General features: G+C 74.0%; 20 protein-coding genes and 2 riboswitches. Of the genes, 2 read left to right on the plus strand and 18 right to left on the minus strand.

Annotated elements, in window-relative coordinates:
* Positions 1 to 21: 21 nt before the first annotated feature.
* From cobC to cobI, 9 genes are read right to left on the minus strand one after another with little or no spacing between them, the layout of a single operon-like run.
* Positions 22 to 1116, minus strand: coding sequence for an Rv2231c family histidinol phosphate aminotransferase CobC (gene cobC, locus BMY61_RS11025; protein ID WP_042441916.1), 1095 nt, complete (start codon positions 1114 to 1116; stop codon positions 22 to 24).
* Positions 1106 to 2050, minus strand: a complete 945-nt coding sequence (locus tag BMY61_RS11030; protein ID WP_042441440.1) for a sirohydrochlorin chelatase — start codon at positions 2048 to 2050, stop codon at positions 1106 to 1108. The genes cobC and BMY61_RS11030 overlap by 11 nt, the downstream gene beginning before the upstream one ends.
* Complete coding sequence (locus tag BMY61_RS11035; RefSeq protein WP_042441438.1) at positions 2047 to 2667, minus strand: precorrin-8X methylmutase; 621 nt, start codon at positions 2665 to 2667, stop codon at positions 2047 to 2049. The genes BMY61_RS11030 and BMY61_RS11035 overlap by 4 nt, the downstream gene beginning before the upstream one ends.
* Positions 2664 to 2927, minus strand: a complete 264-nt coding sequence (locus BMY61_RS11040; protein WP_236655789.1) for a DUF362 domain-containing protein — start codon at positions 2925 to 2927, stop codon at positions 2664 to 2666. The genes BMY61_RS11035 and BMY61_RS11040 overlap by 4 nt, the downstream gene beginning before the upstream one ends.
* Positions 2924 to 4738, minus strand: coding sequence for a precorrin-3B C(17)-methyltransferase (cobJ, locus tag BMY61_RS11045; protein WP_042441436.1), 1815 nt, complete (start codon positions 4736 to 4738; stop codon positions 2924 to 2926). The genes BMY61_RS11040 and cobJ overlap by 4 nt, the downstream gene beginning before the upstream one ends.
* Positions 4735 to 6018 (minus strand): bifunctional cobalt-precorrin-7 (C(5))-methyltransferase/cobalt-precorrin-6B (C(15))-methyltransferase, encoded by a 1284-nt coding sequence (locus tag BMY61_RS11050; protein ID WP_075003841.1) that lies wholly within the window; start codon positions 6016 to 6018, stop codon positions 4735 to 4737. Before BMY61_RS11050 ends, cobJ begins: the two co-directional genes overlap by 4 nt.
* On the minus strand, positions 6015 to 7151 hold the full coding sequence (locus tag BMY61_RS11055) for a cobalt-precorrin-5B (C(1))-methyltransferase (protein ID WP_042441434.1): 1137 nt from the start codon (positions 7149 to 7151) through the stop codon (positions 6015 to 6017). Before BMY61_RS11055 ends, BMY61_RS11050 begins: the two co-directional genes overlap by 4 nt.
* Positions 7144 to 8016 carry a precorrin-4 C(11)-methyltransferase gene (cobM, locus tag BMY61_RS11060; RefSeq protein WP_143094268.1) on the minus strand — a complete coding sequence of 291 codons (873 nt, stop codon included), beginning with the start codon at positions 8014 to 8016 and terminating at the stop codon, positions 7144 to 7146. Before cobM ends, BMY61_RS11055 begins: the two co-directional genes overlap by 8 nt.
* On the minus strand, positions 8013 to 8762 hold the full coding sequence (cobI, locus tag BMY61_RS11065) for a precorrin-2 C(20)-methyltransferase (RefSeq protein WP_269083947.1): 750 nt from the start codon (positions 8760 to 8762) through the stop codon (positions 8013 to 8015). Before cobI ends, cobM begins: the two co-directional genes overlap by 4 nt.
* Before the next feature lie 30 nt (positions 8763 to 8792).
* Positions 8793 to 8920, minus strand: a riboswitch (cobalamin riboswitch).
* Between the two features lie 255 nt (positions 8921 to 9175).
* Between cobI and fxsT the strand changes: the two genes are divergently transcribed.
* Entirely contained in the window at positions 9176 to 11626 is a 2451-nt protein-coding gene (gene fxsT / locus BMY61_RS11070) for an FxSxx-COOH system tetratricopeptide repeat protein (protein WP_075003842.1), read from the plus strand.
* A gap of 29 nt (positions 11627 to 11655) precedes the next feature.
* On the opposite strand, the gene BMY61_RS11075 is transcribed toward fxsT, so the two are convergent.
* From BMY61_RS11075 to BMY61_RS11110, 9 genes are all read right to left on the minus strand, one after another.
* Positions 11656 to 12048 carry a YchJ family protein gene (locus tag BMY61_RS11075; protein WP_042441430.1) on the minus strand — a complete coding sequence of 131 codons (393 nt, stop codon included), beginning with the start codon at positions 12046 to 12048 and terminating at the stop codon, positions 11656 to 11658.
* Between the two features lie 4 nt (positions 12049 to 12052).
* Positions 12053 to 13441 carry a cobyrinic acid a,c-diamide synthase CobB gene (locus BMY61_RS11080; RefSeq protein ID WP_042441911.1) on the minus strand — a complete coding sequence of 463 codons (1389 nt, stop codon included), beginning with the start codon at positions 13439 to 13441 and terminating at the stop codon, positions 12053 to 12055.
* Positions 13438 to 14034: a cob(I)yrinic acid a,c-diamide adenosyltransferase gene (gene cobO / locus BMY61_RS11085; RefSeq protein ID WP_042441428.1), complete on the minus strand. Its 597-nt coding sequence runs from the start codon at positions 14032 to 14034 to the stop codon at positions 13438 to 13440. The genes BMY61_RS11080 and cobO overlap by 4 nt, the downstream gene beginning before the upstream one ends.
* A gap of 2 nt (positions 14035 to 14036) precedes the next feature.
* The gene (locus BMY61_RS11090; RefSeq protein WP_042441910.1) at positions 14037 to 16058 is read right to left on the minus strand and encodes a putative cobaltochelatase; all 2022 of its coding nucleotides are present in this window, start codon (positions 16056 to 16058) and stop codon (positions 14037 to 14039) included.
* Positions 16059 to 16105: 47 nt separating this feature from the next.
* Positions 16106 to 19744 carry a cobaltochelatase subunit CobN gene (gene cobN, locus BMY61_RS11095; protein WP_042441909.1) on the minus strand — a complete coding sequence of 1213 codons (3639 nt, stop codon included), beginning with the start codon at positions 19742 to 19744 and terminating at the stop codon, positions 16106 to 16108.
* Positions 19745 to 19836: 92 nt separating this feature from the next.
* Positions 19837 to 21336 carry a cobyric acid synthase gene (locus tag BMY61_RS11100; RefSeq protein WP_042441426.1) on the minus strand — a complete coding sequence of 500 codons (1500 nt, stop codon included), beginning with the start codon at positions 21334 to 21336 and terminating at the stop codon, positions 19837 to 19839.
* A complete protein-coding gene (locus BMY61_RS11105) occupies positions 21333 to 22268 on the minus strand; it encodes a cobalamin biosynthesis protein (RefSeq protein WP_042441908.1) in 936 nt (311 codons plus the stop codon). The genes BMY61_RS11100 and BMY61_RS11105 overlap by 4 nt, the downstream gene beginning before the upstream one ends.
* A gap of 46 nt (positions 22269 to 22314) precedes the next feature.
* Positions 22315 to 22489, minus strand: a riboswitch (cobalamin riboswitch).
* A gap of 24 nt (positions 22490 to 22513) precedes the next feature.
* Positions 22514 to 22669: a hypothetical protein gene (locus BMY61_RS46060; protein WP_161791186.1), complete on the minus strand. Its 156-nt coding sequence runs from the start codon at positions 22667 to 22669 to the stop codon at positions 22514 to 22516.
* A gap of 220 nt (positions 22670 to 22889) precedes the next feature.
* Positions 22890 to 24290, minus strand: a complete 1401-nt coding sequence (locus tag BMY61_RS11110; RefSeq protein ID WP_042441424.1) for an NAD(P)/FAD-dependent oxidoreductase — start codon at positions 24288 to 24290, stop codon at positions 22890 to 22892.
* Between the two features lie 235 nt (positions 24291 to 24525).
* Here BMY61_RS11110 and BMY61_RS11115 point away from each other — a divergent pair, with 235 nt between their 5' ends.
* Positions 24526 to 25650, plus strand: a complete 1125-nt coding sequence (locus tag BMY61_RS11115; RefSeq protein ID WP_042441422.1) for an alpha/beta hydrolase family protein — start codon at positions 24526 to 24528, stop codon at positions 25648 to 25650.
* Positions 25651 to 25814: the final 164 nt, after the last annotated feature.

Raw genomic sequence — 25814 nt, forward strand, 5'->3', positions numbered from 1 at the left:
GCCCGCGCGGACGCTCGACGGTTACGCGTGCCCGCGCGGCGGAGCCCCGTACGGCGGGGCCTCGCTCCCCTGAACGGCCGCTGTCAGCGCCGCGCAGAACGCGTCCGTCGTGGTGCGGTCGCGGACCGCGAGGCGGAGCCAGTCCGGGCCGAGGCCCGGGAAGGTGTCGCCGCGGCGGACCGCGAAGCCGGCCTCGCGCAGGCGGAGCCGGACCTTGTCCGCGCCGGGGAGTTCGACCAGGACGAACGAGCTCGCGGGGGTGCCGTGCACGCGGAGCCCGGGGATCTCGGCCAGGCGCTTCAGCAGGTACGCGCGGTCGACCGCCGTCGCCCGCGCGGCGGCCTCCGCCTCGGCCAGCGCGGCGGGCGCGCAGGTCGCGATCGCGGCCGCCAGCGCGGGCGAGGAGACCGGCCACAGTGGCTGCGCCGCCTCCAGCCGGGCGATCAGCTCGGCGGAGGCCAGCACGTAGCCGATGCGCAGGCCCGCCAGACCCCAGGTCTTGGTGAGGCTGCGCAGCACGACCAGTCCCGGCAGGTCGCCGCGGGAGGCGAGGCTCTCCGGCTCGCCCGGGATCGTGTCCGCGAAGGCCTCGTCCACCACCAGGACGCGGCCCGGGCGGGCCAGCCCGGCCAGCGACGAGGCCGGGTGGAGCACGGAGGTGGGGTTGGTGGGGTTGCCGACCACGACCAGATCGGCATCGGAGGGGAGCGCCGAGGGGTCGAGTCGGAACCCCGCCTCCGGCAGCAGCGCCAGGCGGTCCACCGGGTGTCCGGCGTCGCGCAACGCGGCCTCGGGCTCGGTGAACTGCGGGTGCACCACGACGGCGCGGCGGGGGTGCAGGGCCCGTGCGAGCAGCACGAAGGCCTCCGCCGCGCCCGAGGTGAGCAGCACCTCCTCGGGCGCCCGCCCGTGTCGGGCGGCCACCGCCGCCCGTGCGGCGGAGCCGTCGGGGTAGGCGGCGAGCCCCCCGAGGCTCGCGGCGAGGACCTCGCGCAGCCACGCCGGCGGTGTGCCGGTGCGCACGTTGACCGCGAGGTCGACCAGGCCGCCGCCGACCTCGCGGTCGCCGTGGTGGCGCAGCAGCGCGTGCGGGTCCGCCGCGGGCTCAGTGGGCATGGGAGTGGCTGCCGTGTCCGTGTCCGTGCCCGTGGTCGTGATCGTGGTGGTGCCCGTGACCGCCGTGGCCGTGGTCGTGGGCCGGGTCGTCCGGGTGGTGGTGCGGGCGCTGTGGCGCACCGACCTTGGCCTCGAAGCCCGGCATCGCGATCCGGTAGACGCAGGTGTCGCAGTTCATCCGCAGGTCGCCCTGCTGGGTCTCGCGGTAGCGCTCCAGGACCAGCTCCGCCAGCTCCTCGGTCGCGCCGAGGACGCCGGCCTGACGCACGTCCAGGTCGGCGTGCGCGGCCGCCCACTCCCGGGTCTGCTCGACGACGCGGTCCGGCAGGATGCCCGTGAACAGGAAGTACGGCAGGACCACGATGCGCTTCGCGCCCAGCAGGCGGCAACGCGTCAGGCCGTCCGGGACGCTGGGCGCGGCGAGGGAGACGAAGGCCGTCTCGACGCCTGCCAGCCCGCGGCCCTCCCAGAACAACCGGGCCACCTTGGCGACCTCGGCGTTCGCGTCCGGGTCGGTCGAACCGCGGCCGACGAGCAGCACGGTGGTCTCGGCCCGCTCCTCCGGTGTGACCACCTCGTCCAGGCGCCGGTCCAGCACCGTCAGCAGGGACGGGTGCGGGCCGAGCGGACGGCCGTAACGGAAGCTGGTGCCGGGGTGCCGCTCGCGCTCACGCACCAGCGCGGCCGGGATGTCGCCCTTGGCGTGGCCGGCGGAGACCAGCACCAGCGGTACGGCGGCGAAGCGGGTGGCCCCCTGGCCGACCAGCTCGGCCACGGCGTCGGCCAGCGGCGGCGGGGACAGCTCGATGAAGCCGCCGCCGACGGGGGTGTCGGGCAGACGGGTCTTCAGGATCTCGACGAACTCGCGGAAGGCCTCCGCGCCGTCGTCGTCGCGGGTGCCGTGGCCGACGAGCAGCAGCGCGGGGGAGGTCACAGGTTCTCCTCGGAGATCGGGGTGGTGAGATCGTCGTACAGGTCGGGGTAGAGCAGGGCGTTGACGGCCGCCGCGGCGACGGCCGAGCCGCCCTTCTCGGAGATGTTGCTCACGCCGGGCAGCCCTGATGCGCGCAGCGCGGCCTTGGACTCGGCGGCGCCGACGAAGCCGACGGGCAGGCCGATCACCAGGGCCGGGCGGGCGTCGAGCACCAACAGCTCCTCCAGGGCGGTCGGCGCGCAGCCGATCACCCAGACCGCACCGGGCCCGACCTCCGCCAGCGCCATCCGGACCGCGGCGGCGGAGCGGGTCAGCCCGGCGGCCGGATCGGCCTTCGCCTGACGCACCCGGCACACGGACTCGCGGGCGGTGATGCCCGCGGCCACCATCTCCACGTCGGCGACGATCGGGGCACCCGCCGCGAGCGCGTCGGCGGCGGCGCGCAGCACGGACTCGTCGGCGAGGACCAGGTCGTCGAAGTACTCGAGATCCGCGCTGGCGTGCACGATGCGCTCCGCGACCGCCCGGGTCAACGGCGGCAGGTGGGACGTGTCGTGACGGGCGCGCAGGCGTCGGTAGGACTCCTGCTCGATCGGGTGGACCTGACGGCGGCTCATGAGGTGGGCTCCTGAAGGGACGCGACGGACGCAGCGGACGCGGCGGACGCGGGAGGCGCGACGGGCAGCAGGTCGATCGCGTCGACCGGGCAGACGTCCAGGCAGTCGAGGCAGCCCGTGCAGAGGTCCGCGAGGACCAGCAGCGGGTTGCCGTGCGGGCGGATGGCGTGGGTGGGACAGGTCAGCAGGCAGGCCCCGCACCCCTGGCAGCGGGTCGACACCCGCACCGGGGCCGTCAGGGCCTGTCCGGCACCCGTCACTCCTGCCACCGGTATCCGCGCGGCGTGACGAAGCGTCCGGCGATCTCGCGCGAGGCGGTGTTGCCGACGGTCACCACGGTGAACATGTCCACCTCGGTCGGGTCCAGGGTCGCCAGCGTGGTGACCTTGTGCCACTCGTCCGGGCGGGAGACGCTGCGGGCGATGCCGACCGGTGTGGTGGGCGCCTCGCGGTGCTCGGCGAGGATGGACAGCGCCTTGGGCAGCTGCCAGTCGCGGGCGCGGCTGCGCGGGTTGTAGAAGGTGACGACGAGGTCCGCCTCGGCCGCCGCGCGGACGCGGCGCTCGATGACCTCCCACGGGGTGTGCAGGTCGGAGAGGCTGATCGAGACGTGGTCGTGCCCGAGCGGCGCGCCCAGCAGCGAGGCCGCGGCCATCGCGGCGGTGACGCCGGGGACGCCGACGACGTCGATGTCGGCGCCCGCCTCCGCCAGCGCAGGGGAGGCCATCGCGTAGACGCCCGCGTCGCCGCTGCCGATCAGCGCGACCGCCAGGCCCTGCTGAGCGAGGCGCACCGCGCTGCGGGCGCGCTCCTCCTCCGCGCCGAGGCCGGTGGCCTCGATGCGGACGCCGGGGCGGAGCAGGTCGCGGATCTGGTCGACGTACTGGTCCAGGCCCACGATGACGGCGGCACGGCGCAGTTCGGCGCGGGCGCGGTCGGTGAGCAGGTCACGCGCACCGGGGCCGAGCCCGACGATGGCGAGCCGGCCGCGCACCGGGCGGCGGGCGACGGCGACGGTGGCCATCGCGGCGCGGCCATCGGGCGTCGACTTCCGCTTGGGGACCAGCAGTTCGCTCGCCTCGGCGGCGAGCAGCGCGGCGGCCTCGGCGACGCTCGGCGTGCCGACGGCCGCGAGCGGCGCGTCCGACGGGTTGGGAACGGTGACGGCGGCCAGCTCCTCGGCGGTGAAGAACTGCACGGGGACGCCGAGTTCGGCGGCGGCCGCGAGCAGGCCGGGCTCCTCGGCCTTGGCGTCGACGCTGGCGAGGCTGCGCAGCGAGCGCGCGTCCAGGCCCGCGTCGGCCAGGGCGGCGCGGACCAGGCCGAGGATCTCCTCGGTCGGCGCGCCCTTGCTGGCGCCCACGCCGACGACCAGGCTCGGCGTGAACAGCCGCACGGTGGGCACGCCGCCCGGGCGCGCGGCGGCGTCGGCGGCAGCGCCATGACGGGCGGTGCCGTCCTCGCCGTCGGATGCGACGGGAGGCGCGGATTCCGCCGGGGCGGGCGCCGGCGCGAGCGCGTCACCGATCACGATGGTCGGGGCGTCTGCGGCGGCGTCCGGCGAGACGTTGTCGGGCAGGGCCGGGAGCGGGAAGAGCTCCGCGCCGACCAGGCGCACCGGGGAGCCGTCCAGCAGGGCGCGGCTGACCGCGGCGAGGTCGCCGGAGACCGGCAGCCCGAGGGTGTCCAGGCCGGGGACGTCGGTGGCGTCGGTCGCGGTGGTGACGACGGCCTGCGCGTCCAGTGCGGCGGCGACGCGCGTGGCGAGCGCGTTCGCGCCGCCCTCGTGGCCGCCGACCAGCGCGACGGCGAAGCGGCGTGCCTCGTCGACGCAGACCACGCCGGGGTCGGTGTGCTTGTCCGAGCCCTCGGCGGCCAGCAGCGGCGCGAGCAGGCGGACGGTCGCGCCGGTGGCCAGGAAGCAGACCAGTTGGGCGCACTCGGCGAAGGCGGCGCGGACGGCGTCGCCGACCGGACTCTCGTAGACGCGGCAGTCGTCGGGCCCGAGGGCCTCGGCGAGCTGCGTGGCGGCCTGGCGGCCTGCGGCGGTGGCGGCGATCAGGCCGATCACGTCGATACTCCCTGGGAGACGTTTGCTGTGGCGGGGCCCGCTGCGACGGGACGCAGACCCCAGAGGACGAAGACGGGGTTGGTGGCGGCGAGCCGGGTGACATCACCGGGCAGCGGCGCCAGCCGGTTGGCCTGCAACTGCACGCCCTCGACGGTCAGTCCGGCCGCCAGCAGGGCGCGCCGGGCCTCCGGCACGCGGTCGAGCGCGGCGAGGGTGACCACGACGGTGCGGCGGGCGCGGGCCGCGGCCAGGGCGACCACGTCGGCCAGGTCCGCGCCGCCTCCGCCGACGAACACGGCGTCGGGGTCCGGCAGATCGGCCAGCGCCTCGGGGGCGTGGCCGTGGACGACGGCGACGGCGTGCGCGACGCCGTGGGCGGCGGCGTTGGCGCGGATGCGCTCCACGCCGTCCGCGGCGCGTTCGACGGCGACGGCCGCCGCGCCCAGGCGCGCGCACTCGACGGCGACGGAGCCGCTGCCCGCGCCCACGTCCCAGACCAGTTCGCCGAGGCGCGGACCGAGCCGGGCCAGCGCCACGGCGCGGACCTCCGCCTTGGTGAGCATCGCGTCGCGGTGCGCGAAGGCGGACTCCGGCAGCGCCCAGCCGCCCTCCGGCGGGCCGGGGTGGCCGGCGACGGAGCGCATGGCGGTGGCGACCGGTGCGGCGGTGTCGGCCAGGCAGAGCACGACGTTGACGACGGGCCAGTCGCGGGCGGCGGCTTCGGCGGGCGTCAGCTCCACCAGGGCCTCGGCGGGGCCGCCGAGGTCGGTGGCGACGACGAGGCGGCGGTGCAGGCCGGGCATGGCCGTGAGGGCGGCGCCGATCTCGGCCGGGCCGGCGCCGGGTGCGGTGAGCACGGCGACCTTGGGTTGCGCGCGGCAGATGTTGAGCGCCGGGCGCGGGTCGCGGCCGTGGGCGCTGACGACGACGGCGTCGTCCCATGGCACGCCGAGGCGGGCGAAGGCCTGCGCGATGCTGCTCACGCCGGGGCGCACGTCGAGCGCGTCCGCGCCGAAGCGTTCGGCCAGGGAGCGGACGATGCCGAAGAAGCCGGGGTCGCCGGAGGCGAGGACGAGGACGCGGGCGTCCGGGTCCTTGGCCAGAAGCGCGGCGACGGTGTCGAGCGCGGGCGCGAGCGGCCCGAGCGCGAGCGCGCGGTCGGCGGGTACGCCTGCCGCATCGAGGTGGCGGCGGGCGCCGATGACGAGGTCCGCCGCGTTGACGAGAGCGGCGCTCTCGTCTGGGGGCGATGTTCCGATCTGTCCCAGGACGGTGATCACGGCAGCAGAACACCGCCCGTCGACGCGATCACTGCTCTCCCGGTGAAGTCCACCATCGCGACCTCGGACGCGAGCCGGCCCTCCGAGAAGCGCGTCATCACGTCCGCGACCCGCTCGCACAGCAGCAGCCCGGCGGGGGCCAGCACCCCGGCCGCGTCCCAGAGTTCGTACGCGTGCCGGGCCGTGTTCGCCGCGGCCACCGCCGCCACGACCTCGGCCGGCGTGCCCACCTCGGCCGTGATCTCGGCCAGCACGTTCGTGTCCACCTTCGAGCGCGTGTAGTGCGTCATCAGCACGCCCGCCGCCAGCTTGGTCAGCTTGCCGACCATGCCGACGAAGACCGCGCGCTCCATGCCGCCCTCCACGGCGCGCCGCAGCGCGGCGCCGGTGAAGTCGCCGACCTCGACGAAGCAGACGTCGGGCAGCGAGGGGATCAGCGCCATCGCGCCCTTCTCGGTGCGCCCGCCCGTGCACAGCACGATCGCCGTCTCGCCCTGCGCGGCCGCGACGGAGACCGCCTGCTCGACCGAGGCCCGCCAGGAGGCGGTGGAGAACGGCCGGACGATGCCGGTGGTGCCGAGGATCGAGATGCCGCCGAGGATGCCGAGCTTGGCGTTGGTGGTCTTGCGCGCCCGGATCTCGCCGTCCGGCACGCTGATCGTCACGTCGACGCCGCGCGTGGCCACGTCCACGACCTCGCCGACGGCCTGAGTGATCATCGCGCGCGGCACCGGGTTGATGGCCGGACCGCCGACCTCCAGGCCCAGGCCGGGCTTGGTCACCACGCCGACGCCGACACCGCCGTGCAGCTCGATGCCCGGCTCCTCGCGCCAGGCGACGGTCGCGGTCAGGTGGGCGCCGTGGGTCACGTCCGGGTCGTCCCCGGCGTCCTTGACCACGACCGCCTCCGCCCGCCCCGGGCGCAGCAGTTCGCACCGCTCGACGGCGAAGCCGACCCGGTTGCCGGACGGCAGCGCGACGTCGACCTGCTGCTGCGGCTCACCACCGACGAGCATCAGCGCCGCCGCGCGCGCGGCGGCCGAGGCACAGGTGCCCGTCGTCCAGCCGCTGCGCAGCGGCCCCTGGCGCACCTTCATGGTGCGCGGAAGATCCGGCTCCCGCAGCTCAGCCATGACCGTGGCCGGCGGCGGCCGTCGAGGGATCGGCCGTCACCGGCGAGGCGCCCTCGGTGCGCAGCTGCCTGCGGGCGGAGCGGTCGGCCTTGCGGAAGGTGTGGAAGTGGCCGGGGTGGTAGAGGTGGGAGCGGGTGCCGTGGGCGCCGAGCGCGGGCCCGACCAGGAACAGCGTGTGCTTCCACAGCTTGTGCTCCTTCACCGTCGCCTCCAGCGTGGCGATGGTGCAGGTCAGCAGCAGTTCCTCGGGCCAGGTGGCCTGGTGGGCCACCACGACGGGCGTCTCGGGCGCGTAGCCGCCCTCCAGCAGCTCTTCGACCAGCTGCTTGCTGCGGGCCGCCGAGAGGAAGATCGCCATGGTGGTGCCGTGGCGGGCGAACTCGCGCACCTCCTCACCCGGCGGCATCGGCGTCTTGCCGCCGCCCAGCCGGGTCAGGATGACGCTCTGGGCGACCTCCGGGATCGTCAGCTCCCGCTGCGCGAGCGCGGCGACGGCGGAGAAGGAGGAGACACCGGGGATGATCTCGGTCGCGAGGCCAAGGTCGCGGCAGCGCTCCAACTGCTCCTGCACGGCGCCCCAGAGCGACGGGTCGCCGGAGTGGATGCGGGCGACCTTGATCCCCTCCTGCGCGGCGCGCTGGTAGACGTCGAGCACGGCCTCCATCGGGACCAGCGAGGAGTCGAGGATCTCCGCGCCCTCGCGGGCGTGCTGGAGCACCTCCTCCTGGACCAGGCTCGCGGCCCAGATCACCACGTCGGCCTCGGCGATGGCGCGGGCGGCGCGGAAGGTCAGCAGGTCGGCGGCGCCGGGGCCGGCCCCGACGAAGGTGACCTTGCCCGTGGTCAGGGCAGTCGAGTCGCTCACAGCTTTCCCCCTCGGCCTTCGCGTCGCACCGGGGCGATCAGCGTGGACAGATACGGCAGTTCGGCGGGCAGCGGCGTTCCGGCGGCGCTGACCTGCTCGTTCGTCAGGCCGAGCGCGGCGCCCCAGACGGCGTCGCCCTCCCGGCCGGATTCGCGCAGGGCGGCGGCGACCTGCTCGGCGAAGCGGCCGAACTTGTAGGCGACGACGGTGCCGGGGCCGGCCAGGGCCTCCTTCAGCACCTCGGCGCCCGCGGTGACGGGCACCAGCGTCAGCGGCTCGGTGCCCTCGGCGAGGACGGTGCCGCTGCGGGCGGCGAGGTCCTGCATGGCGGTGATGCCGGGGACGGTCTCGACCGTCAGGTCGGCGACGAGCTCGCGCAGCGTGTGGGCCAGATAGGTGAAGGTGGAGTACACGTTCGGGTCACCGATCGTCGCGAAGGCGACTGTCGCGCCGTCACTCCCGCGCAGCAGCTCGGCGACCTGTGCCCCGGCCGCGTCCCAGGCGGCCTCGCGCCGGGCCCGGTCCTCGCGCTCGTTCAGGGCGAACACCACCCGGACGATCTTCGCGGCGTCGGCGTGGTGGCGCACGGTGGCCTCGGCCCGCCCGACCTCGCCGGTGTCCATGACCGGCACGACCACCACGTCCGCCTCGCGCAGTACGCGCACGGCCTTGACGGTGACGAGTTCGGGATCACCCGGGCCCATGCCCACGCCGACCAGGCGGGGGCCAGACGCGCGTTCGCGCACGGCAGCAGTCCTCACTCGGGGTCCGCGCCCCGGCTCGTGGTGACGGCGGCCAGAGTTCCTGGCTCACGGGACGGCCTCACGCCTCCCGCTGACAGTGGCGGGACCGCGCCGGATTCGCACCGGACTTCCTCGTCATTGCCGCCGTTTGAAGTGAACAAGCAACAAGCAGAGCCAGTTCTTCTCAGGTCGTGAAATCCCACCATGCTGCGCGTATGGCAGTCAACCGGACCTGTTGTGTGCTGAGCCACGTCTGCGCGCCGCAGCGGCCCGGCGCCCACCAGCCGAGCTCCCGTTCGGTCCAGTGCGCGCAGCACCAGCAAGCCGCTCGCTGTGATCCGCGCGAGGGGGTCTGGTGAGGTGTTCACGTCTCTGCTGTGATGGGCCGCGTCGCTGGTTCTCGGGCAGGGGGACGCATGGCCGACGGTGCCGACGAAAAAACGGTGCGCTTCTTCATCAGCCACGCCGGTCCGGATCGGGCCTGGGCCGAGTGGGTCGCCTGGCAGTTGGAGGAGGCGGGGTACCTCACGGAGCTGGACTGCTGGGATTGGGGTGCGGGGGACAACTTCATTCTCAGGATGAACCAGGCTCTCGAGCGCGGCCGACTACTGGCGCTGTTCTCTGCGGCCTACTTCGACCCCAAGCGCTTCACCACAGAGGAATGGAGTGCCGTGCTGGCTGCGCGGGGCGGACTCGTGGCCGTCCGTCTCGACACCGCTGAAGCCCCTCCCCTTCTTCGTTCCGTTCTCGCCACCGATATCCACGGCCTCGACGAGAGGCAGGCGCGCGCCGCACTCCTGCAGGCCGTGGAGGGTCCAAGGCGGCCCGAACGATCCCCGGGGTTCCCCTTGTCCGATGCGACTGGACGTTTGACCGACCGGGGCCGGACCCACCCGCGTCTTCCCGGTACGTTGCCCGCTGTCTGGAACCTGCCCCCGCGCAACCCGGGTTTCACCGGGCGTGAGCCGCTTCTGCTCGGACTGCGCGAAGCCTTGACTTCCAACGCGACGGTGGCCGTGAAGGCGATGCACGGACGGGGCGGTATCGGCAAGACGCAACTGACGATCGAGTACGCCTACCGTTCCGCCAGTGACTACGACCTCGCCTGGTGGGTCAACGCCGAGGATCCCGCACTGGTCCCGGACCAGTTGGCCGAGCTCGCGACGCGATTGGGCTTAGCGGTGCCTGATGACCCGACCTCGGTCGCGTGCGATGCCTTGATTCAGGAACTGCGTTCCACAGACCGCTGGTTGCTCGTCTTCGACAACGCCGAGGAGCCCGCGTCGCTGGCCCCCTGCCTGCCGGGCGGCGCCGGGCACGTGCTCATCACGTCGCGGAACCCCCACTGGAGCGGGCTGGCGGCCACGCTCGAAGTCGACACCTTCACGCCAGACGAGTCGACAGCGCTCCTGCGATCTCGTGTCGCCGTCCTCAACGAGCCGGAAGCGGCGATGCTCGCGGCGACCCTGGAGAATCTGCCGCTCGCGTTGGTCCAGGCCGCCGGAGTTCTCCTGGACGGGGTCACCCTTGGCGAGTACCACGAGCTGCTCCGGCGGCAGGCCGCCGAGGTCCTCGGGGAGGGGCGGCCCATTGGCTACCCCATCTCACTCGCAGCTCAGATCCGCCTCAGCGCCGAGCGTGTTCGTGCCGAGAGCCGGTCTGCCGCCGCACTGCTCGAGGCATGCGCGCTCCTGGCTCCGGATCCCTTCCCGCTGCATGCATGTACACAGCCGACGGACAGGCCCGGATCGGACATCGCCGAGCTTCTGACGAGTCCTCTGGCTCGGCAGAGGGCGCTTGGGTTGCTGAGCCGAAGCGGCCTTGCCCGGCTACAGGGCGGGGCCGTCCAACTGCACCGTCTCACTCAGGCCGTGGTGAGGGACCAGCTCGGTCGGGAGCAGTACACCGCTGCCGCGGGCGTCGCCGACAGTTTGCTGTCCGCCGCTTACCCGGGCGAGGTCAAGGACCCGTCCACCTGGCCCGCCTGGCCTGCTCTGCTGCCCCACCTGCTGGCCGTGGCTCCGGAAGCACTCAGCTCCGAACGGGCGAAGGACGCGGCCCTGGGTGCGTGCTGGTATTTGATGTCGCGTGGAAACGGTGCGAATGTCCTGGACCGGCTCCAGGAACTGCACCGAGAGTGGACGGACCTCCTCGGCAGCGACGACGTGCACGTGCTGAAGGCGGCCAACTGGCTTGCCCTGGCGTACTTCCGTACGGGCAGTCACACCCGTGCCCGCACGCTCGGCCAAGACACGCTCGAGCGCAGACGGCGCGTTCTGGGGGAGAGCCATCCCGACACCCTGGGCAGTGCCAGTAATCTCACGAACTGGCTTGCCGCCTCCGGGGACGAGAGCGAGGCGTTCGCGCTGGAGCGTGACACGTTCGAGCGTGCACGTCGCGCTTTCGGTGAGGACCATCCGGCCACGCTCAACAGCGCGGCGAATCTGACATTGCGGTTCGCTGCCCTGGGGGACCTCGGGAGCGCGGCCGGGCTGGGCCGTGACGCTCTGGAGCGGCGCAGGCGCACACTCGGAGAGGATCATCCCGACGCGCTCACCATGGCCAGGGTCGTCTCCGAGATTCTTGCCGAGGTCGGCGACCTGCGGGAGGCAGCCGACCTCGCGAGGGACACGTTCGACCGCCAGCGCCGGGTTCTGGGCAGTGACCATCCGGCTACGCTTCGAACAGCTCACAGTCTCGCCGGGCACCTTGCCGCGCTCGGTGAACACGCCGCTGTTCTGGACCTGGGCCGCGACACCCTTGAGCGGCGCCGACGCGTTCTGGGAGACGACCACCCCAGTACGCTCCTGAGTCTGCGTCTGGTGGAACGGTTTGAGGTGCCGAGCGGGAACACCACGGAAGGCTGAGGCGTCAGCGGACGGCCACGGACGGGGCGTCAGTCGCGGATGTCCCCGTCGACGTAGACCCAGGCGCCGTCCTCGCGGCGGAAGCGGCTGTTCTCGTGCAGGATGCCGGTGGTCCGGCCCTCGCGGAAGTGGGCCCGGAACTCGACCGTGCCCTGCTGGTGGAACGGGCCGCCTTCGGTCGTGTCCACGATCTCGAGGCGCTCCCAGCGGAGGGCTGGCTCGAGGTCGATCGCCGGGGGACGGGTCTCCGGGGCCCAGGTGCGCAGCAGGTAGGGGACGTCCCGCCGGGCGAAGGCCGAGAAGCGGGAGCGCATCAGCGCCTCGGCGGTCGGGGCATGGGTGTTGCCCGCGTGGATGGGACCGCAGCAGAAGCCGTACGGGCGGCCGGTGCCGCAGGGGCAGGGAGCGGTGGGGCTGGTCATGGGGTCATTGTGCCGCGTGGGCGCGGGCGTTCCGGACGAGGCGGAGGGCGACGGACGGGGCGGCGGTCCAGTGGAGGTGGAGGTAGGAGGCGTGCAGGGTGGGGGAGGTGAAGCCCTCGGTGGCGAGCTTGCCGTCGTGGGTGCGCCAGCCCCAGGCGGGCGCGGGGCCGGCGGCCGGGGTGGTGCGGGTGCGGTGGAACTCGTGGCCCGGCAGGCGCAGGCCTGCCGGGGCGAGGGGGCTGTCGGTCAGGGCGACGGCCTCGCGGTAGCCGAGGGTGAGGCGCGCGGACATCTGCGCCTCGGCGTCGACGACGCCGCACATCGGGCGGCCGTCCAGGGCCTGGCAGAGGTACAGGAGACCGGCGCACTCGGCCGCGATCGGCGCTCCGGACGCGGCGAGAGCGGTGATCTCGTCGCGGAGCGCCTGGTTCGCGGACAGTTCCGAGGCGTAGACCTCGGGGAACCCGCCGCCGATGACCAGCGCGGACGTGCGCTCGGGCAGCTTCTCGTCGTGGAGCGGGTCGAAGGTGACCACCTCCGCGCCGGCGGCGGTGAGCAGCTCCGCGTTCTCGGCGTAGGAGAACGAGAAGGCAGCACCGCCCGCCAACGCGATCACGGGACGCGGTTGTGACGGCTGCTCGGGATCGAGAGCGGTGATCTCCTCGACCGGATCCCAGGGGAGCTCCGGCAGCGCGGGAGCGCTGCGGGCCAGTGCGAGCAGCGCCTCCAGGTCCACGCCCGCCGCGACCAGCTCGCCCATCGCCCGGACGGCCTCCAGTGCTGCCGCGTCCCGCTCCACCGCGGGCACCAGGCCCAGGTGCCGCGACGGCGTCGCGACCGCGTCGGTCCGCCGCAGCGCGCCGAGCACCGGGACTCCGCCGCCCTCCTCCAGCGCCTCGCGCAGCAGCGCCTCGTGCCGGTCGGAGGCGACCCGGTTGAGGATCACCCCGCCGAGCCGCACCTGCGGGTCCCACGAGGCGAAGCCGTGCACCAGCGCCGCCACCGAGCGGCTCTGCGAGGAGCCGTCCACGACGAGCACCACCGGCGCCCGCAGCAGCTTCGCGACGTGCGCCGTCGAGGCCAGCTCCCCGCGCCCGGACGCCCCGTCGAACAGCCCCATGACGCCCTCGACGACCGCCACGTCCGCGCCCGCCGCGCCGTGCAGGAACAGCGGAGCGATCCGCTCCGGGCCGCTCATGAACGCGTCCAGGTTGCGGCCCGGACGCCCCGTCGCCAGCGCGTGGTAGCCGGGGTCGATGTAGTCCGGCCCGACCTTGTGCGGTGAGACCCGCAGCCCGCGGGCGGTGAGCGCGGCCATCAGGCCGGTCGCCACGGTCGTCTTGCCCGTGCCCGACGCGGGCGCGGCCAGGACGACGCGCGGCACGGCCGTCACCACTCGATGCCCCGCTGTCCCTTGCGGCCGGCGTCCATCGGGTGCTTGACCTTGGTCATCTCCGTCACCAGGTCGGCGGCGGCGACGAGCTTCTCGGGCGCGTAGCGGCCGGTGATCACGACGTGCTGCGAGCCGGGCCGGTTCGCCAGCACCTCCAGCACCTCGTCCACGTCGACCCAGCCCCAGTGCATCGGGTAGGTGAACTCGTCCAGCACGTAGAAGCGGTAGGTCTCGGCGGCCAGGTCGCGCTTGACCTGCTCCCAGCCCTCGCGCGCCGCGTCCTCGGACTCGGCGATCTCGCGCTGGACCCAGGACCAGCCCTCGCCCATCTTGTGCCAGGCGACGGTGCCGCCCTCGCCGCTCGCGCCCAGCACCTTCAGCGCGTGCTCCTCGCCCACCTTCCACTTGGCGGACTTGACGAACTGGAACACCCCGATCGGCCAGCCCTGGTTCCAGGCGCGCAACGCCATGCCGAAGGCGGCGGTCGACTTGCCCTTGCCCGGTCCCGTGTGGACGGCGAGCACGGGTTGGGTGCGGCGCTGCCGCGTCGTCAGGCCGTCGTCGGGCACGCTGGTCGGCTGTCCCTGGGGCATCGCTACGCCGCCTTCTTCTGCATCGTCTTCTGGGTCGTCATCGTCTGCACCAGCGCGGTCATGGTGTCCGCGCGCAGCTCGTCCAGCCGGACGGCCGGGGCCTGGAGCACCCCGGCCAGCTCCCCGGCGAGGCCGAGCCGCACCGGGCCGCTCTCACAGTCCACCACGACGCTCGCCGCCCCGGACGCGGCCAGCAGTCCGGCGGCGCGCCGCGCGTCGTCCAGCGCCGAGCGGGCGCCGGTCGCGCGGCCGTCCGTCACCAGGACGACGAGCGGACGGCGCAGCGGGTCGCGCAGGCGCTCGACGCGCAGCGTCTCGTGCGCGCGGAGCAGTCCGGCCGCCAGCGGGGTCCGCCCGCCCGTCGGCAGCAGCTCCAGCCGTGCCGCGCCCGCCTCGACGGACGAGGTGGGCGGCAGCAGCAGCTCGGCCGAGGCGCCGCGGAAGGAGATCATCCCGATCTTGTCGCGCCGCTGGTAGGCGTCCATCAGCAGCGACAGCACCGCGCCCTTGACCGCCGACATCCGCTGCCGCGCGGCCATCGAGCCCGACGCGTCGACGACGAAGAGCACGAGGTTGCCCTCGCGGCCCTCCCGCACCTGCCGGCGGAAGTCGTCACGGCGCAGCACCAGCGCCCGGCCGTCGCGGCCGCGCGCGAGCTGATGCGGAGCGGCGGCCTGGAGCGTGGCGGCCAGGTGCAGCCGCTGGAGCGCACCGGACGGGCGTGCGGCGCGGATGGTGTGGCCGCCGTCCGTCTCGGCGCGGGAGCGCCGTCCCTGGACGCCCTGGCCGGTACCGGGGACCTTGAACAGCCGGGTCTTGTACGGCTGGTCGGACGCGACCGGTGCCGCCTCGCGCGGCGCGGGCGCGCCGGCGGCGGGCTGCTGCGGCTGGTCCGCGGGGGCGTCCGCCGGGCTCTCGGGGGCGGACGACTCCAGCTCCGGCCCGCTCGGGGCGTCCTGGCCGCCGCCACCGCCACCGCCGTTGTCGGGCCCCGAGTCGTCCGGTCCGTTCCCGTCGGGGTCGCCGTCCGGATCGGTCTCGGGGTCCTCACCCGCGAACTGCTGGAGCGTCTCGTCCAGCTTCTCCTCGTCCAACCCCGGCGCGTCGAACGGGTTGCGACGCCGCCGGTGCGGCAGCGCGAGCTGGGCCGCCACGCGCACGTCCTCCGCGAGCACCTGCGTCCGCCCGTTCCAGGCCGCCAGCGCGACCGCCGTCCGCGCCATCACGATGTCCGCGCGCAGCCCGTCGACCTCGAACGCCGCGCAGACGGCCGTGATCTGCCGCAGCGCCGCGTCGCCGAGCACCACCTGCGGCAGCAGCTCCCGGGCCGCGACGATGTGCTGCGCGAGCGCCCGCTCCTCGTCCTGCCAGCGGGCGGCGAAGCCCTCCGGGTCGGCGTCGTGGCCGAGGCGACGGCGGACGACCTCGGCCCGCTGCTCGGGGTCGCGGGTCGCGGCGATCTCCACCGTCAGCCCGAAGCGGTCCAGCAGCTGCGGCCGCAGCTCGCCCTCCTCCGGGTTCATCGTCCCGACGAGCAGGAACCGGGCGGCGTGCCGCACCGACACGCCCTCGCGCTCGACGTAGGACCGGCCCATGGCGGCCGCGTCGAGCAGCAGGTCGACGAGGTGGTCGTGGAGCAGGTTGACCTCGTCGATGTAGAGCACGCCGCGGTGCGCGGCCGCCAGCAGGCCGGGCTCGTAGGCCTTGACGCCCTCGGCGAGGGCGCGCTCCAGGTCCAGCGAGCCGACGATGCGGTCCTCGCTGACGCCGACGGGCAGCTCGACCAGGGAGGTCGGCCGCTCGTCCGCTGCGGCGTCCAGGTGCGGCCCGTCCGGGCACTGCGGGTCCGGTGAGGCCGGGTCGCAGGCGAAGCGACAGCCGGGCACGACGCCGATCGCGGGCAGCAGCCCGGCCAGCGCACGGACCATGGTCGACTTGGCGGTGCCCTTCTCGCCGCGCACCAGTACGCCGCCGACCTGCGGCGAGACGGCGTTCAACAGCAGCGCGAGCCGCAGGTCGTCCATGCCGACGACGGCGGTGAAGGGGTAACGGGCCTCCACGCGGGTGGTGCTCACTCCGAGTCCCCTTCCAGGTCGCCTTCGAGCTCGAGGTAGGTCGCGCGCAGCTGGTCCAGCGTCTGCTGGTCGGGCTCGGCCCACAGCTTGCGCTCGGCGGCCTCCAGCAGGCGTTCGGTGATGCCGCGCAGCGCCCAGGGGTTGGACTTGCGCATGAACTCCTGGTTGGTGGGGTCGAAGACGTACTCGGCCGCCAGCTTCTCGTACATCCAGTCGTCGACCACGCCCGCCGTGGCGTCGTAGCCGAAGAGGTAGTCGACGGTCGCGGCCATCTCGAACGCGCCCTTGTAGCCGTGGCGGCGCATTGCGGCCATCCAGCGCGGGTTGATGACGCGGGCGCGGAAGACGCGGTGCGTCTCCTCGCCCAGGGTGCGGGTCTTGACCTGGCTGGGCGTGGCGCTGTCGCCGACGTAGGCGGCGGGGGAGTCGCCGGTCAGGTGGCGGACCATCGCCACCATGCCGCCGTGGTACTGGAAGTAGTCGTCCGCGTCGACGAGGTCGTGCTCGCGGGTGTCGACGTTCTTGGCGGCCACCGAGATGCGGCGGAACGCCTGCTCCATGTCCCCGCGCGCCGCCCGGCCGTCGAGGCCGCGGCCGTAGGCGTAGCCGCCCCAGACGGCGTAGACCTCGGCCAGGTCGGCGTCGGAGCGCCAGTTGCGGGCGTCGATGAGCGGCAGCAGGCCCGCGCCGTAGGCGCCGGGCTTGGAGCCGAAGATGCGGGCGGTGGCGCGGCGACGGTCGCCGTGCTCGCCGGTGTCCTCGTCGACGTGCGCGCGCACGTAGTTGGCCTCGGCCGGCTCGTCCAGCTCGGCCACGGCCCGCACCGCGTCGTCCAGCAGCGCGACGACGTGCGGGAACGCGTCGCGGAAGAAGCCGGAGATGCGGACGGTCACGTCGATGCGGGGACGGCCGAGCTCGGCGAGCGGCACGACCTCGAAGCCGGTGACGCGGCGCGAGGCGTCGTCCCAGACCGGGCGGCAGCCGAGCAGGGCCAGGATCTCGGCGATGTCGTCGCCCTGGGTGCGCATGCAGGACGTGCCCCAGACCGTGAGGCCCACGGACTTGGGGTAGGCGCCGGTGTCCTGGAGGTAGCGGGCGACGAGCGAGTCGGCGAGCGCCTGCCCGACCTCCCAACTCAGGCGCGAAGGGATGGCCTTGGGGTCGACCGAGTAGAAGTTCCGGCCGGTCGGCAGCACGTTGACCAGGCCGCGCGTCGGCGAGCCGGACGGGCCGGCCGGGACGTAGCCGCCGCGCAGCGCGCGCAGGATGTGGTCCAACTCGTCCGTGGTGCGGGCCAGCCGGGGCACGACCTCCTCGGCCGCGAACTCCAGCACGGCGACGGCGGTGTCCAGCGGTCCGCCCAGCACCTCCAGCACCAGGCCCGGCGCGGCCTCGACGGCCCAACCCCGCGCCTCCATGCCCTCGGCGAGCCTGCGGCACAGCTGCTCCAGCAGGTCCAGCGCGTCGGCGCCGGTCCGTGCCGGGCCGTCGACGAGCGCCCGCAGGGCGTCGGAGACCACGACGGCCGCGCCCGGCTCGGCCAGCAACTCCTTCTCGACCAGCCCGAAGTGCGCGGCCAGCGCGGCCCGCAGACCGGGCAGCGCGTCGGCGCGCCCACCCCAGATCTGCGCCGAACGCAGCACCGCCAGCACCAGGTTGACCCGCGCCTCGTCCACCGGGCCGCCGCCCAGGATGTGCAGGCCGTCGCGGATCTGCACGTCCTTGATCTCGCACAGGTAGCCGTCGATGTGCATGACGAAGGAGTCGAACTCGTCGTCGTCCGGCTGCTCGTCGACGTGCAGGTCGTGGTGGAGCTCGGCGGCCTTGACGATGGTCCAGATCTGCGCGCGGACGGCCGGGGCCTTGGCCGGGTCCAGGTCGCTGACGAGCGCGTACTCGTCGAGCAACTGCTCCAGCTTGGCCAGGTCGCCGTAGGTGTCGGCGCGGGCCATCGGCGGCACCAGGTGGTCGACGATGGTGGCGTGGCCGCGGCGCTTGGCCTGGGTGCCCTCGCCCGGGTCGTTGACGATGAACGGGTAGATCAGCGGCAGTTCGCCGAGCACGGCGTCCGGTGCGCAGCCACGGGAGAGGCCGAGGCCCTTGCCCGGCAGCCACTCCATGGTGCCGTGCTTGCCGAGGTGCACCACGGCATCCGCGCCGAAAGAGTTCTCCAACCACCGGTAGGCGGCCAGGTAGTGGTGCGAGGGCGGCAGGTCCGGGTCGTGGTAGATCGCGATCGGGTTCTCGCCGAAGCCGCGCGGCGGCTGGATCATCAGCACCACGTTGCCGAAGGCCAGCGAGGCGAGCACGATCTCGTCGCCGTCGACGTAGAGCTGACCGGGAGCCTCGCCCCAGTGCTCCCGCACGCCCTCGCGCAGCTCCTCGTCGAGGGCGTCGAACCACTGCTGGTAGTCCTTGAGCGGTACCCGCGCGGGCGCGGCCCGCAGCTGCTCCTCCGTCAGCCACTCGACGTCGTGGCCGCCGGCGGCGATGAGCGAGTGGATCAGCTCGTCGCCGTTGTCGGGGTAGCGGTCGACGCTGTAGCCCGCGCCGCGCAGCGCGTCGAGCAGCCGCACGGCCGAGGCCGGGGTGTCCAGGCCGACGGCGTTGCCGACGCGCGAGTGCTTGGTCGGGTAGGCGGTGAAGACGATCGCGAGCTTCTTCTCGGCGTTCGGCTTGTGGCGCAGCGCGGCGTGCCGCAGCGCGATGCCCGCGACCCGGGCGGCGCGCTCCTCGTCGGCGACGTAGACGGGGATGCCGTCGGCGCCGGTCTCCTTGAAGGAGAACGGCACGGAGATCAGGCGGCCGTCGAACTCGGGAATGGCGACCTGCATGGCCGCGTCCATCGGCGACAGCGCCGCGTCGGACTCGTCCCAGACGGCGCGGGAGGTGGTCAGGCAGAGGCCCTGGATGACGGGGATGTCCAGCTCGGCGAGCTGCCCGACGTCCCAGCTCTCCTCGCCGTCCCCGCCCGCCGAGGCGTCGGCGGCGACGGTGCCGCCGGCCGCCAGCACCGTGGCGACGAGTGCGTCGCACCGGGCCACCAGCTCGAACAGCCCGGGGTCGGCGCCACGCAGCGAACCGCAGTAGATCGGCACCGCGTTGCCGCCCCTGGCACGGATCGCCTCCGCGAGCGTGTCCACGAACGCGGTGTTCCCGGACAGTTCGTGGGCGCGGTAGAAGAGCACGCCCACCGTGGGGGCTCCAGGCCGCAGTTCGACGCCCCCCCGGACGCCGAACTGCGGCATGGTCTGCGGCGGGGCGAACCCCTCGCCGGTCAGCAGGACCGTGTCGGACAGGAATCGGGCCAGCTCGGCGAGGTTGGCGGAGCCGCCCTCGACGAGATAGCGCAGCGCCTCCGCCACGACACCGGCCGGGGCGGTGGACATCCCCATCAGCTCGGCGTCCGGCACCGCCTCGCCGCCGAGCAGCACCGTCGGCACGCCGGAGGCGGCGACGGCCGCGAGCCCGTCCTCCCACGCGCGGCGGCCGCCGAGCAGCCGGACCACGACCACGTCCGCGTCCGCGAGCAGCGCGGGGAGTTCGGTGGAGACGTCCGTCCTGGTCGGGTTGCCGATCAGGTAGCGCGCGCCGGACGCGCGGGCCGCGAGCAGGTCGGTGTCGGCGGTCGACAGCAGCAGGACTGTGGTCCCGCTCTCCGCCGCGTCCTGCTGGGTCTCGGTCACCCGGTCAACTCCCTCGTCGGTCGTGCTCGTTGTTGATGTGGTCATGACGGCGCCCCCGGCGGGACGAACGGCAGGCCCTGCGGCGCACCGCCCTCGATCAGCCGCCACAGTGCGTCGGTGTCGGCGTGCTCGGCGATCAGATCGCCGAGGCGGTCCAGCCGCTCTTCGCGGGCGGCGGCGAAGCAGGTGTCCGGAGCGGGCACGAAGTCGCGTCCGGTGACCGCGGCGACCTCGCGCAGAAAAGCCCGGCGGAAGCCGTCGTTCTCCAGCGCGCCGTGCCAGGTGGTGCCCCAGACGGAGCCCGCGTGGCAGCCGTCCAGCCAGGGCTCGCCGCCCTCGACGGTGGCGACGCCGTGGTGGATCTCGTAGCCGTGGACGACCTCGCCGTAGCCCTCGCCGACCGGCCGGGCGAGCGTCTTCTCCTGCGCGAAGGCGATTCTGACCGGCAGCAGGCCGAGGCCGTCGACCTCGCCCCGCTTCGACTCGACGGGGTCGTCGATCGTCCGGGCCAGCATCTGGTAGCCGCCGCAGACGCCCAGCACGGGCAGGCCCCGCGCGGCGTGTTCGGCGACGGCCCGATCCAGGCCCTGGTCGCGCAGCCAGGCCAGGTCGGCGACGGTGGCGCGGGTGCCGGGCAGGACGACGAGGTCGGCGTCGGCCAGCTCCTCCGGGCGGGTGGCCCAGCGGACCAGCACGCCGGGCTCCTGGGCGAGCGCGTCGATGTCGGTGAAGTTGGACAGGCGCGGCACGCGCACGACCGAGACCCGCAGCACGTCGCTGCCGGCCGGTGGTCCGGAGGTGCCGCGTGCCATCACACCCGCCAGGTCGAGCGAGTCCTCGGCGTCCAGCCACAGGCCGGACAGCATCGGCAGCACACCCAGCGCGGGACGGTGCGTCACCTGCAGCAGCATGTCCAGGCCGGGCTGGAGCAGCCGGGCGTCGCCGCGGAACTTGTTCACCAGCCACCCGGCGATGTGCGCCTGGTCCTCGGCGGACAGCAGCGCGAGCGTGCCGAACATGGAGGCGAAGACGCCGCCGCGGTCGATGTCACCGACCACGACGACGGGCAGGTCGGCGGCGACGGCGAGGCCCATGTTGGCGATGTCGCGGTCGCGCAGGTTGATCTCGGCGGGGGAGCCGGCACCCTCGCAGATCACCACGTCATGACGGCTGCGCAGGTCGGCCAGGCAGTCCAGCGCGATGCGCAGCAGCGCCGGCTTGCGGTCGCGGTAGTCCAGCGCGCCGACCTCGGCCACCGGCTTGCCCAGCACCACGACCTGGCTGCGCCCGTCGCCGCCGGGCTTGAGCAGCACCGGGTTCATCGCCGCCTCCGGCAGGGCCCCGGCGGCGGCCGCCTGCATCGCCTGCGCACGGCCGATCTCGGCGCCGTCGAGGGTGACGAAGGAGTTCAACGACATGTTCTGCGCCTTGAAGGGCGCGACCTTGACGCCCTGGCGCTTCAGCCAGCGGCAGATGCCCGCCGTGACCACGCTCTTGCCCGCGTCCGAGGTCGTCCCCGCGACCAGCAGCGCCCCGCTCACTTCTGTGCCCCCCTCAGCAGCGCGACGGCGACAGTCGCCGTCAGTGCCAGCGCGCCGACCCGGCGCGAGAGCCGGCACGCGCGTTCCACGTCCGCGACCGCGACCGGCCGCAGCTCGGCCCCGAGCACGGGCCGGTGTTCGGTTCTCGCCCCGTACTGGAGCGTGCCCCCGAGGCGGACGCCCAACGCGCCCGCGAAGGCCGCCTCGGCATGCCCGGCGTTCGGGCTCGGGTGCGCGGCGGCGTCCCGCCGCCACACGCGCCAGGTCCTGGCCCGGTCCTCGCTCGCGGCGACGGCCAGCAGCGCGGTCAGCCGCGCGCCGGGCCAGCCGGCCACGTCGTCGAGGCGTGCGGAGGCCCAGCCGAAGCGGATCAGCCGCGGGTTGCGGTGACCGACCATCGCGTCCAGCGTGTTGACGGCCCGGAAGGCCAGCAGGCCGGGCGTGCCCGCGAGGGCGCTCCAGGTCAGCGCGTTGACGACGGCGTCAGCGGTGTTCTCCGCGACGGACTCCACGACGGCGCGCGCGAGCTGCTGCGCGTCGAGGGCGCTCGGGTCGCGCCCGCACAGGTGCGGCAGGCGCTCGCGCGCCGCCTCCACGTCCCCGCGCTCCAGCGCGTCCGCGATCACACGCGCCTCGCGCGTGAGCGACGCGCCGCCCAGCACCGTCCATGTCGCGGCGGCGGCGAGTGCGGCGTGGGCCGCCGGGCGGCGTCGGGTGGCGCGCTGCGCGAGTGCGGCGGCCGCGGTGACACTGCCGACGGCGGCGAGGGTGAAGGCCGCGCCGACGCCGCGGTGGTCGCGGTACAGGCGCCGTTCCAGCGCGCCCGCGAACCGTCCGAAACCCGCTACGGGATGACCCCGCCGGGGGTCGCCGAACAAGGCGTCGGCGGCGTAACCCGCCACGGCCCCGAACGCGAATGCGCTGCTGCGCATGGTGCTGGTGCGCACCGGTGCGTGTCCTCACTCAGGGTCCGCGCCCTGGATCGACGATCCGAAGGCGAGAGTCTCCTGGCTTCCGGATCGACGCACCGGCGGGCCTTCCAGCAGCGTGAAGCCGCCGTGGCCGTTGTTCGCAGGTACTCCCCGGTGACAGTGGCGGGACCGCGCCGGATTCGCACCGGCTTCCTCTGCTTGCCTCCGATTGGCGTAAAGATCCCACCATGTCGCCGGAGGCAGCGTCAACCGCGCGGTTTGTTGAGGAGCTCGACGGCCTTCTGCAGAGCCTGCTCGGCGGGGCTCGCGGGCGGACGGAGGACGTGGTCCTCGAACCAGGAGAGACCGAGGATCAGGAAGAGTCCCAACGGGGCGACAAGCAGGCACAAGATGACAGACATGGGCACCCCAAGGTGTCGAATGCTGCTGCGGCCTGGACGGACCCCGATCCGTCCTTGCACCAGAATCCGACAAAAGGGTCACCTGCGCACGTTGGGGAGGGAACCCCCAGGGGCGCGGGGAACTGCGCGAGCAACCCACCCGAGGGGGATGGCCCTGTCCGCTCGGGACCTGACCGCACTGGGTGGCTTGTCGCGCAGTTCCCCGCGCCCCTGGAGGTGCCTAGTGCCGTCCCGAGATCACGTCGGCGACGCGTGCCACCGGCGAGGTGTGCGCGCGCCCGCCCCGCTCCTGGGAGTCGGCGAAGTGATAGGCCGCGTACATGCCGTGGACGCCGATCCAGCGGAAGGGCTCCGGCTCCCACTTGCGGACCTTGTGGCCCACCCACGGCAGCGCCGTCAGCTCGGTGTGCTCGCCGAGCACCAGGTCGCGCAGCGTCCGCGCGGCGAGGTTCGTCGTGGTGACGCCGCTGCCGACGTAGCCGCCGGCCCAGCCCAGGCCCGTCGCGGGGTCGGCCGCCACGGTCGAGCACCAGTCGCGGGGGACGCCCAGCACGCCGGACCAGGCCTGCTCGATCGCCACGCCCTGCGCCGCCGGGAAGAACGCGGTCAGGATGTCCGTCAGTTGCGCGATGGTCTTCGCCTGCGTGGAGCCGTCGTTGTCCGTGCGCGAGCCGAAGCGGTAGGGGACGCCGCGTCCCCCGAGCGCGATCCGGTTGTCCGCCGTGCGCTGCGCGTACATGTACGCGTGGGCGAAGTCGCCGAGCGTCTCGCGGCCGTCCCAGCCGACGGCGTCCCAGAAGGAGTCGGGCAGGGGTGCGGTGACGATCATCGAGGAGTTCATCGGCAGCCAGGAGCGCTTCTCGCCCTGCAGGTTGGCGGTGAAGCCCTCCGTGCAGCGCAGTACGAACTTCGCCGAGACGGTGCCGTGCGTGGTGACCGCGCGGGCCGGGGCCGCACCCTGCGCGGGGTGGATCTCGGTCACCGTCGTCTGCTCGTAGATCTTGACGCCCAGCCGCTCCGCCGCCTCCGCGAGGCCGCGCACCAGCTTGGCCGGCTGGATCCGCGCCCCGTGCGGGGTCCAACTCCCGCCCAGCGCACCGTCGACGCCGATCCGCTCGGCCGTCTCCGCAGCCGTCAGCCGCTGCACGTCCTTCTCGCCGTAGGCGTGCTCGCCCGCGACGAACGCGTCCAGGCGCTCGACCTGGGCGGGGGTCCGGGCGACCTCCAGGACGCCGCCCTTGACCTGGTCCGCGTCGATGTCCTCGGCCGTGCAGACGTGCAGCACCTCGTCGACGGCGTCGTTCATCGCCTGCTGCATCGCGATCGCGCGCGCCTTGCCGTAGCGCTTGGCGAACACCGAGCGGCCCGCGAAACCGTTGTAGAGCCAGCCGCCGTTGCGGCCGGAGGCGCCGTAGCCGCAGAAGCGCTGCTCCAGCACGGCCACGCGCAGGGACGGCTCCGCCTGCTTGAGGTAGTACGCCGTCCACAGGCCGGTGTACCCGCCGCCGACGACGGCGACGTCGACCTCGACGGACCCGTCCAGAGCCGGACGGGCCGCGGGGAGGCCGATGGCGGAGTACCAGAAGGAGACGCCGCCGTTGACGGTGCTGGGCGTGGCCACTGCAGACCTGCTTCCGTGCGCACTTTGGTTCGGTCCGGGCACGTTATCCGGGCCCACGAGCTGCGGCAATGCACAGAGTGTCAAGGTCCGCGCGTTCTGTTCGGACAAACCGTCGACTGGACGTCGGGCCCCGTTCGGCCCCGTCCGGCCCTGTCCGGGCCCGCTCCGGTGGCGGACCCGGCCCGGGGGCACTGGGATGGAGAAAACAGGTGCGAGCGTCCGTCGGGAGAGCGACATGGGATGGGGCAAGGCAGCCGCCGTGGTCACGGCCTCCGCCGTCGGCGCGGGTGTGGTGGCTCTCGTGGCGGGGCGGGTGGTCTCCGAGATCTCGGTGCGGTCGAGCGGTTCGGCACCGGCCTCGGTGGGTGGGCTGCGGGTCCACACGGTGTCCCCGGAGCGGGTGGAGCTGACCCGCGCTCCGGAGACCGAGCGGCCCGGCGTCTGGGCGCTGGAATGGGGCACGGACGGCCACGTCGTCGTCGGCGACGTGCTGGCCACGTCGGCGCAGACGGTCGTCCGCGCGATCCGGCCCGGCATGGGCGGCACGGCGCTGCCCGCGCCCGGCGAGACGGTGGTGCTGACGCCGTGGGTGCTGCGCGGCGACCCGCGCTCCGCGCTCGGCATGGAGTACTCCGAGACGGCGGTCGCGACCGAGCTGGGCGCGATGCCGGCCTGGTACCTGCCGGGCCTGCGCGACCCGTGGGTGATCGCCGTGCACGGCATGGGCGCGGACCGGGCCCAGGTGCTGCCGCTGCTGCCGCTGTTCGCACAGTTCAAACTGCCGGTGCTGAGCATCAGCTACCGCAACGACCCGGACGCGCCCGCCTCGCCCGACGGGATCGGCCACTTCGGCGAGACGGAGTGGCGGGACGTCGAGGCGGCGATCCGGCTGGCGGTGGACTCCGGCGCGAGCCGCGTGCTGCTCTACGGCTGGGGTGTGGGCGCGACGACGGCCCTGCAGGCGGCCGAGCGCTCGCCCTGGCGGGAGGCCGTCCGCGGCCTGGTCCTCGACTCCCCGGTCCTGGACTTCCGCGGCTCCGTCCGCCGCCAGGCGCTGCGGCGCGGTGTCCCGCAGCCCCTCGCGGAGCTCGGCATGCTGGCCGCGGAGGGCCGCACGGGCGTCGACACGGCGAGCTTCGACCACCTGGCCTCCGGCGACGGCCTCCACGTCCCGGCGTTGGTGCTGCACAGCCCGGACGACACGATCGCCCCGATCGAACCGGTCCGCAGGTTGGCCTCCCGCCGGGACGATCTTGTCCTCTTCCGCGAGTTCCCGGGCTCCGAGCACGAGGCGCTGTGGAACTCCGACCCTTACGGATACGAGGACATTCTGCGCCGATTCGTCACCCCCTTGCTGTAGTTGCAGCACCCCTGGGTGGTGCAACCGTACGCGGGCGCGAACAGGGGGAGCCTCGCGCTCCTGGGTGGTCCAACGGAGCCGACGAGCGGTAGGGCCCCGCGCCCCCCGGAGTGCAACCATGCGCCTCTTGTGTCACGCCCGCCGCAGGTGGAAGGCCGCCACGC

Source organism: Streptacidiphilus jiangxiensis (assembly GCF_900109465.1).
Classification (GTDB): Bacteria; Actinomycetota; Actinomycetes; order Streptomycetales; family Streptomycetaceae; genus Streptacidiphilus; species Streptacidiphilus jiangxiensis.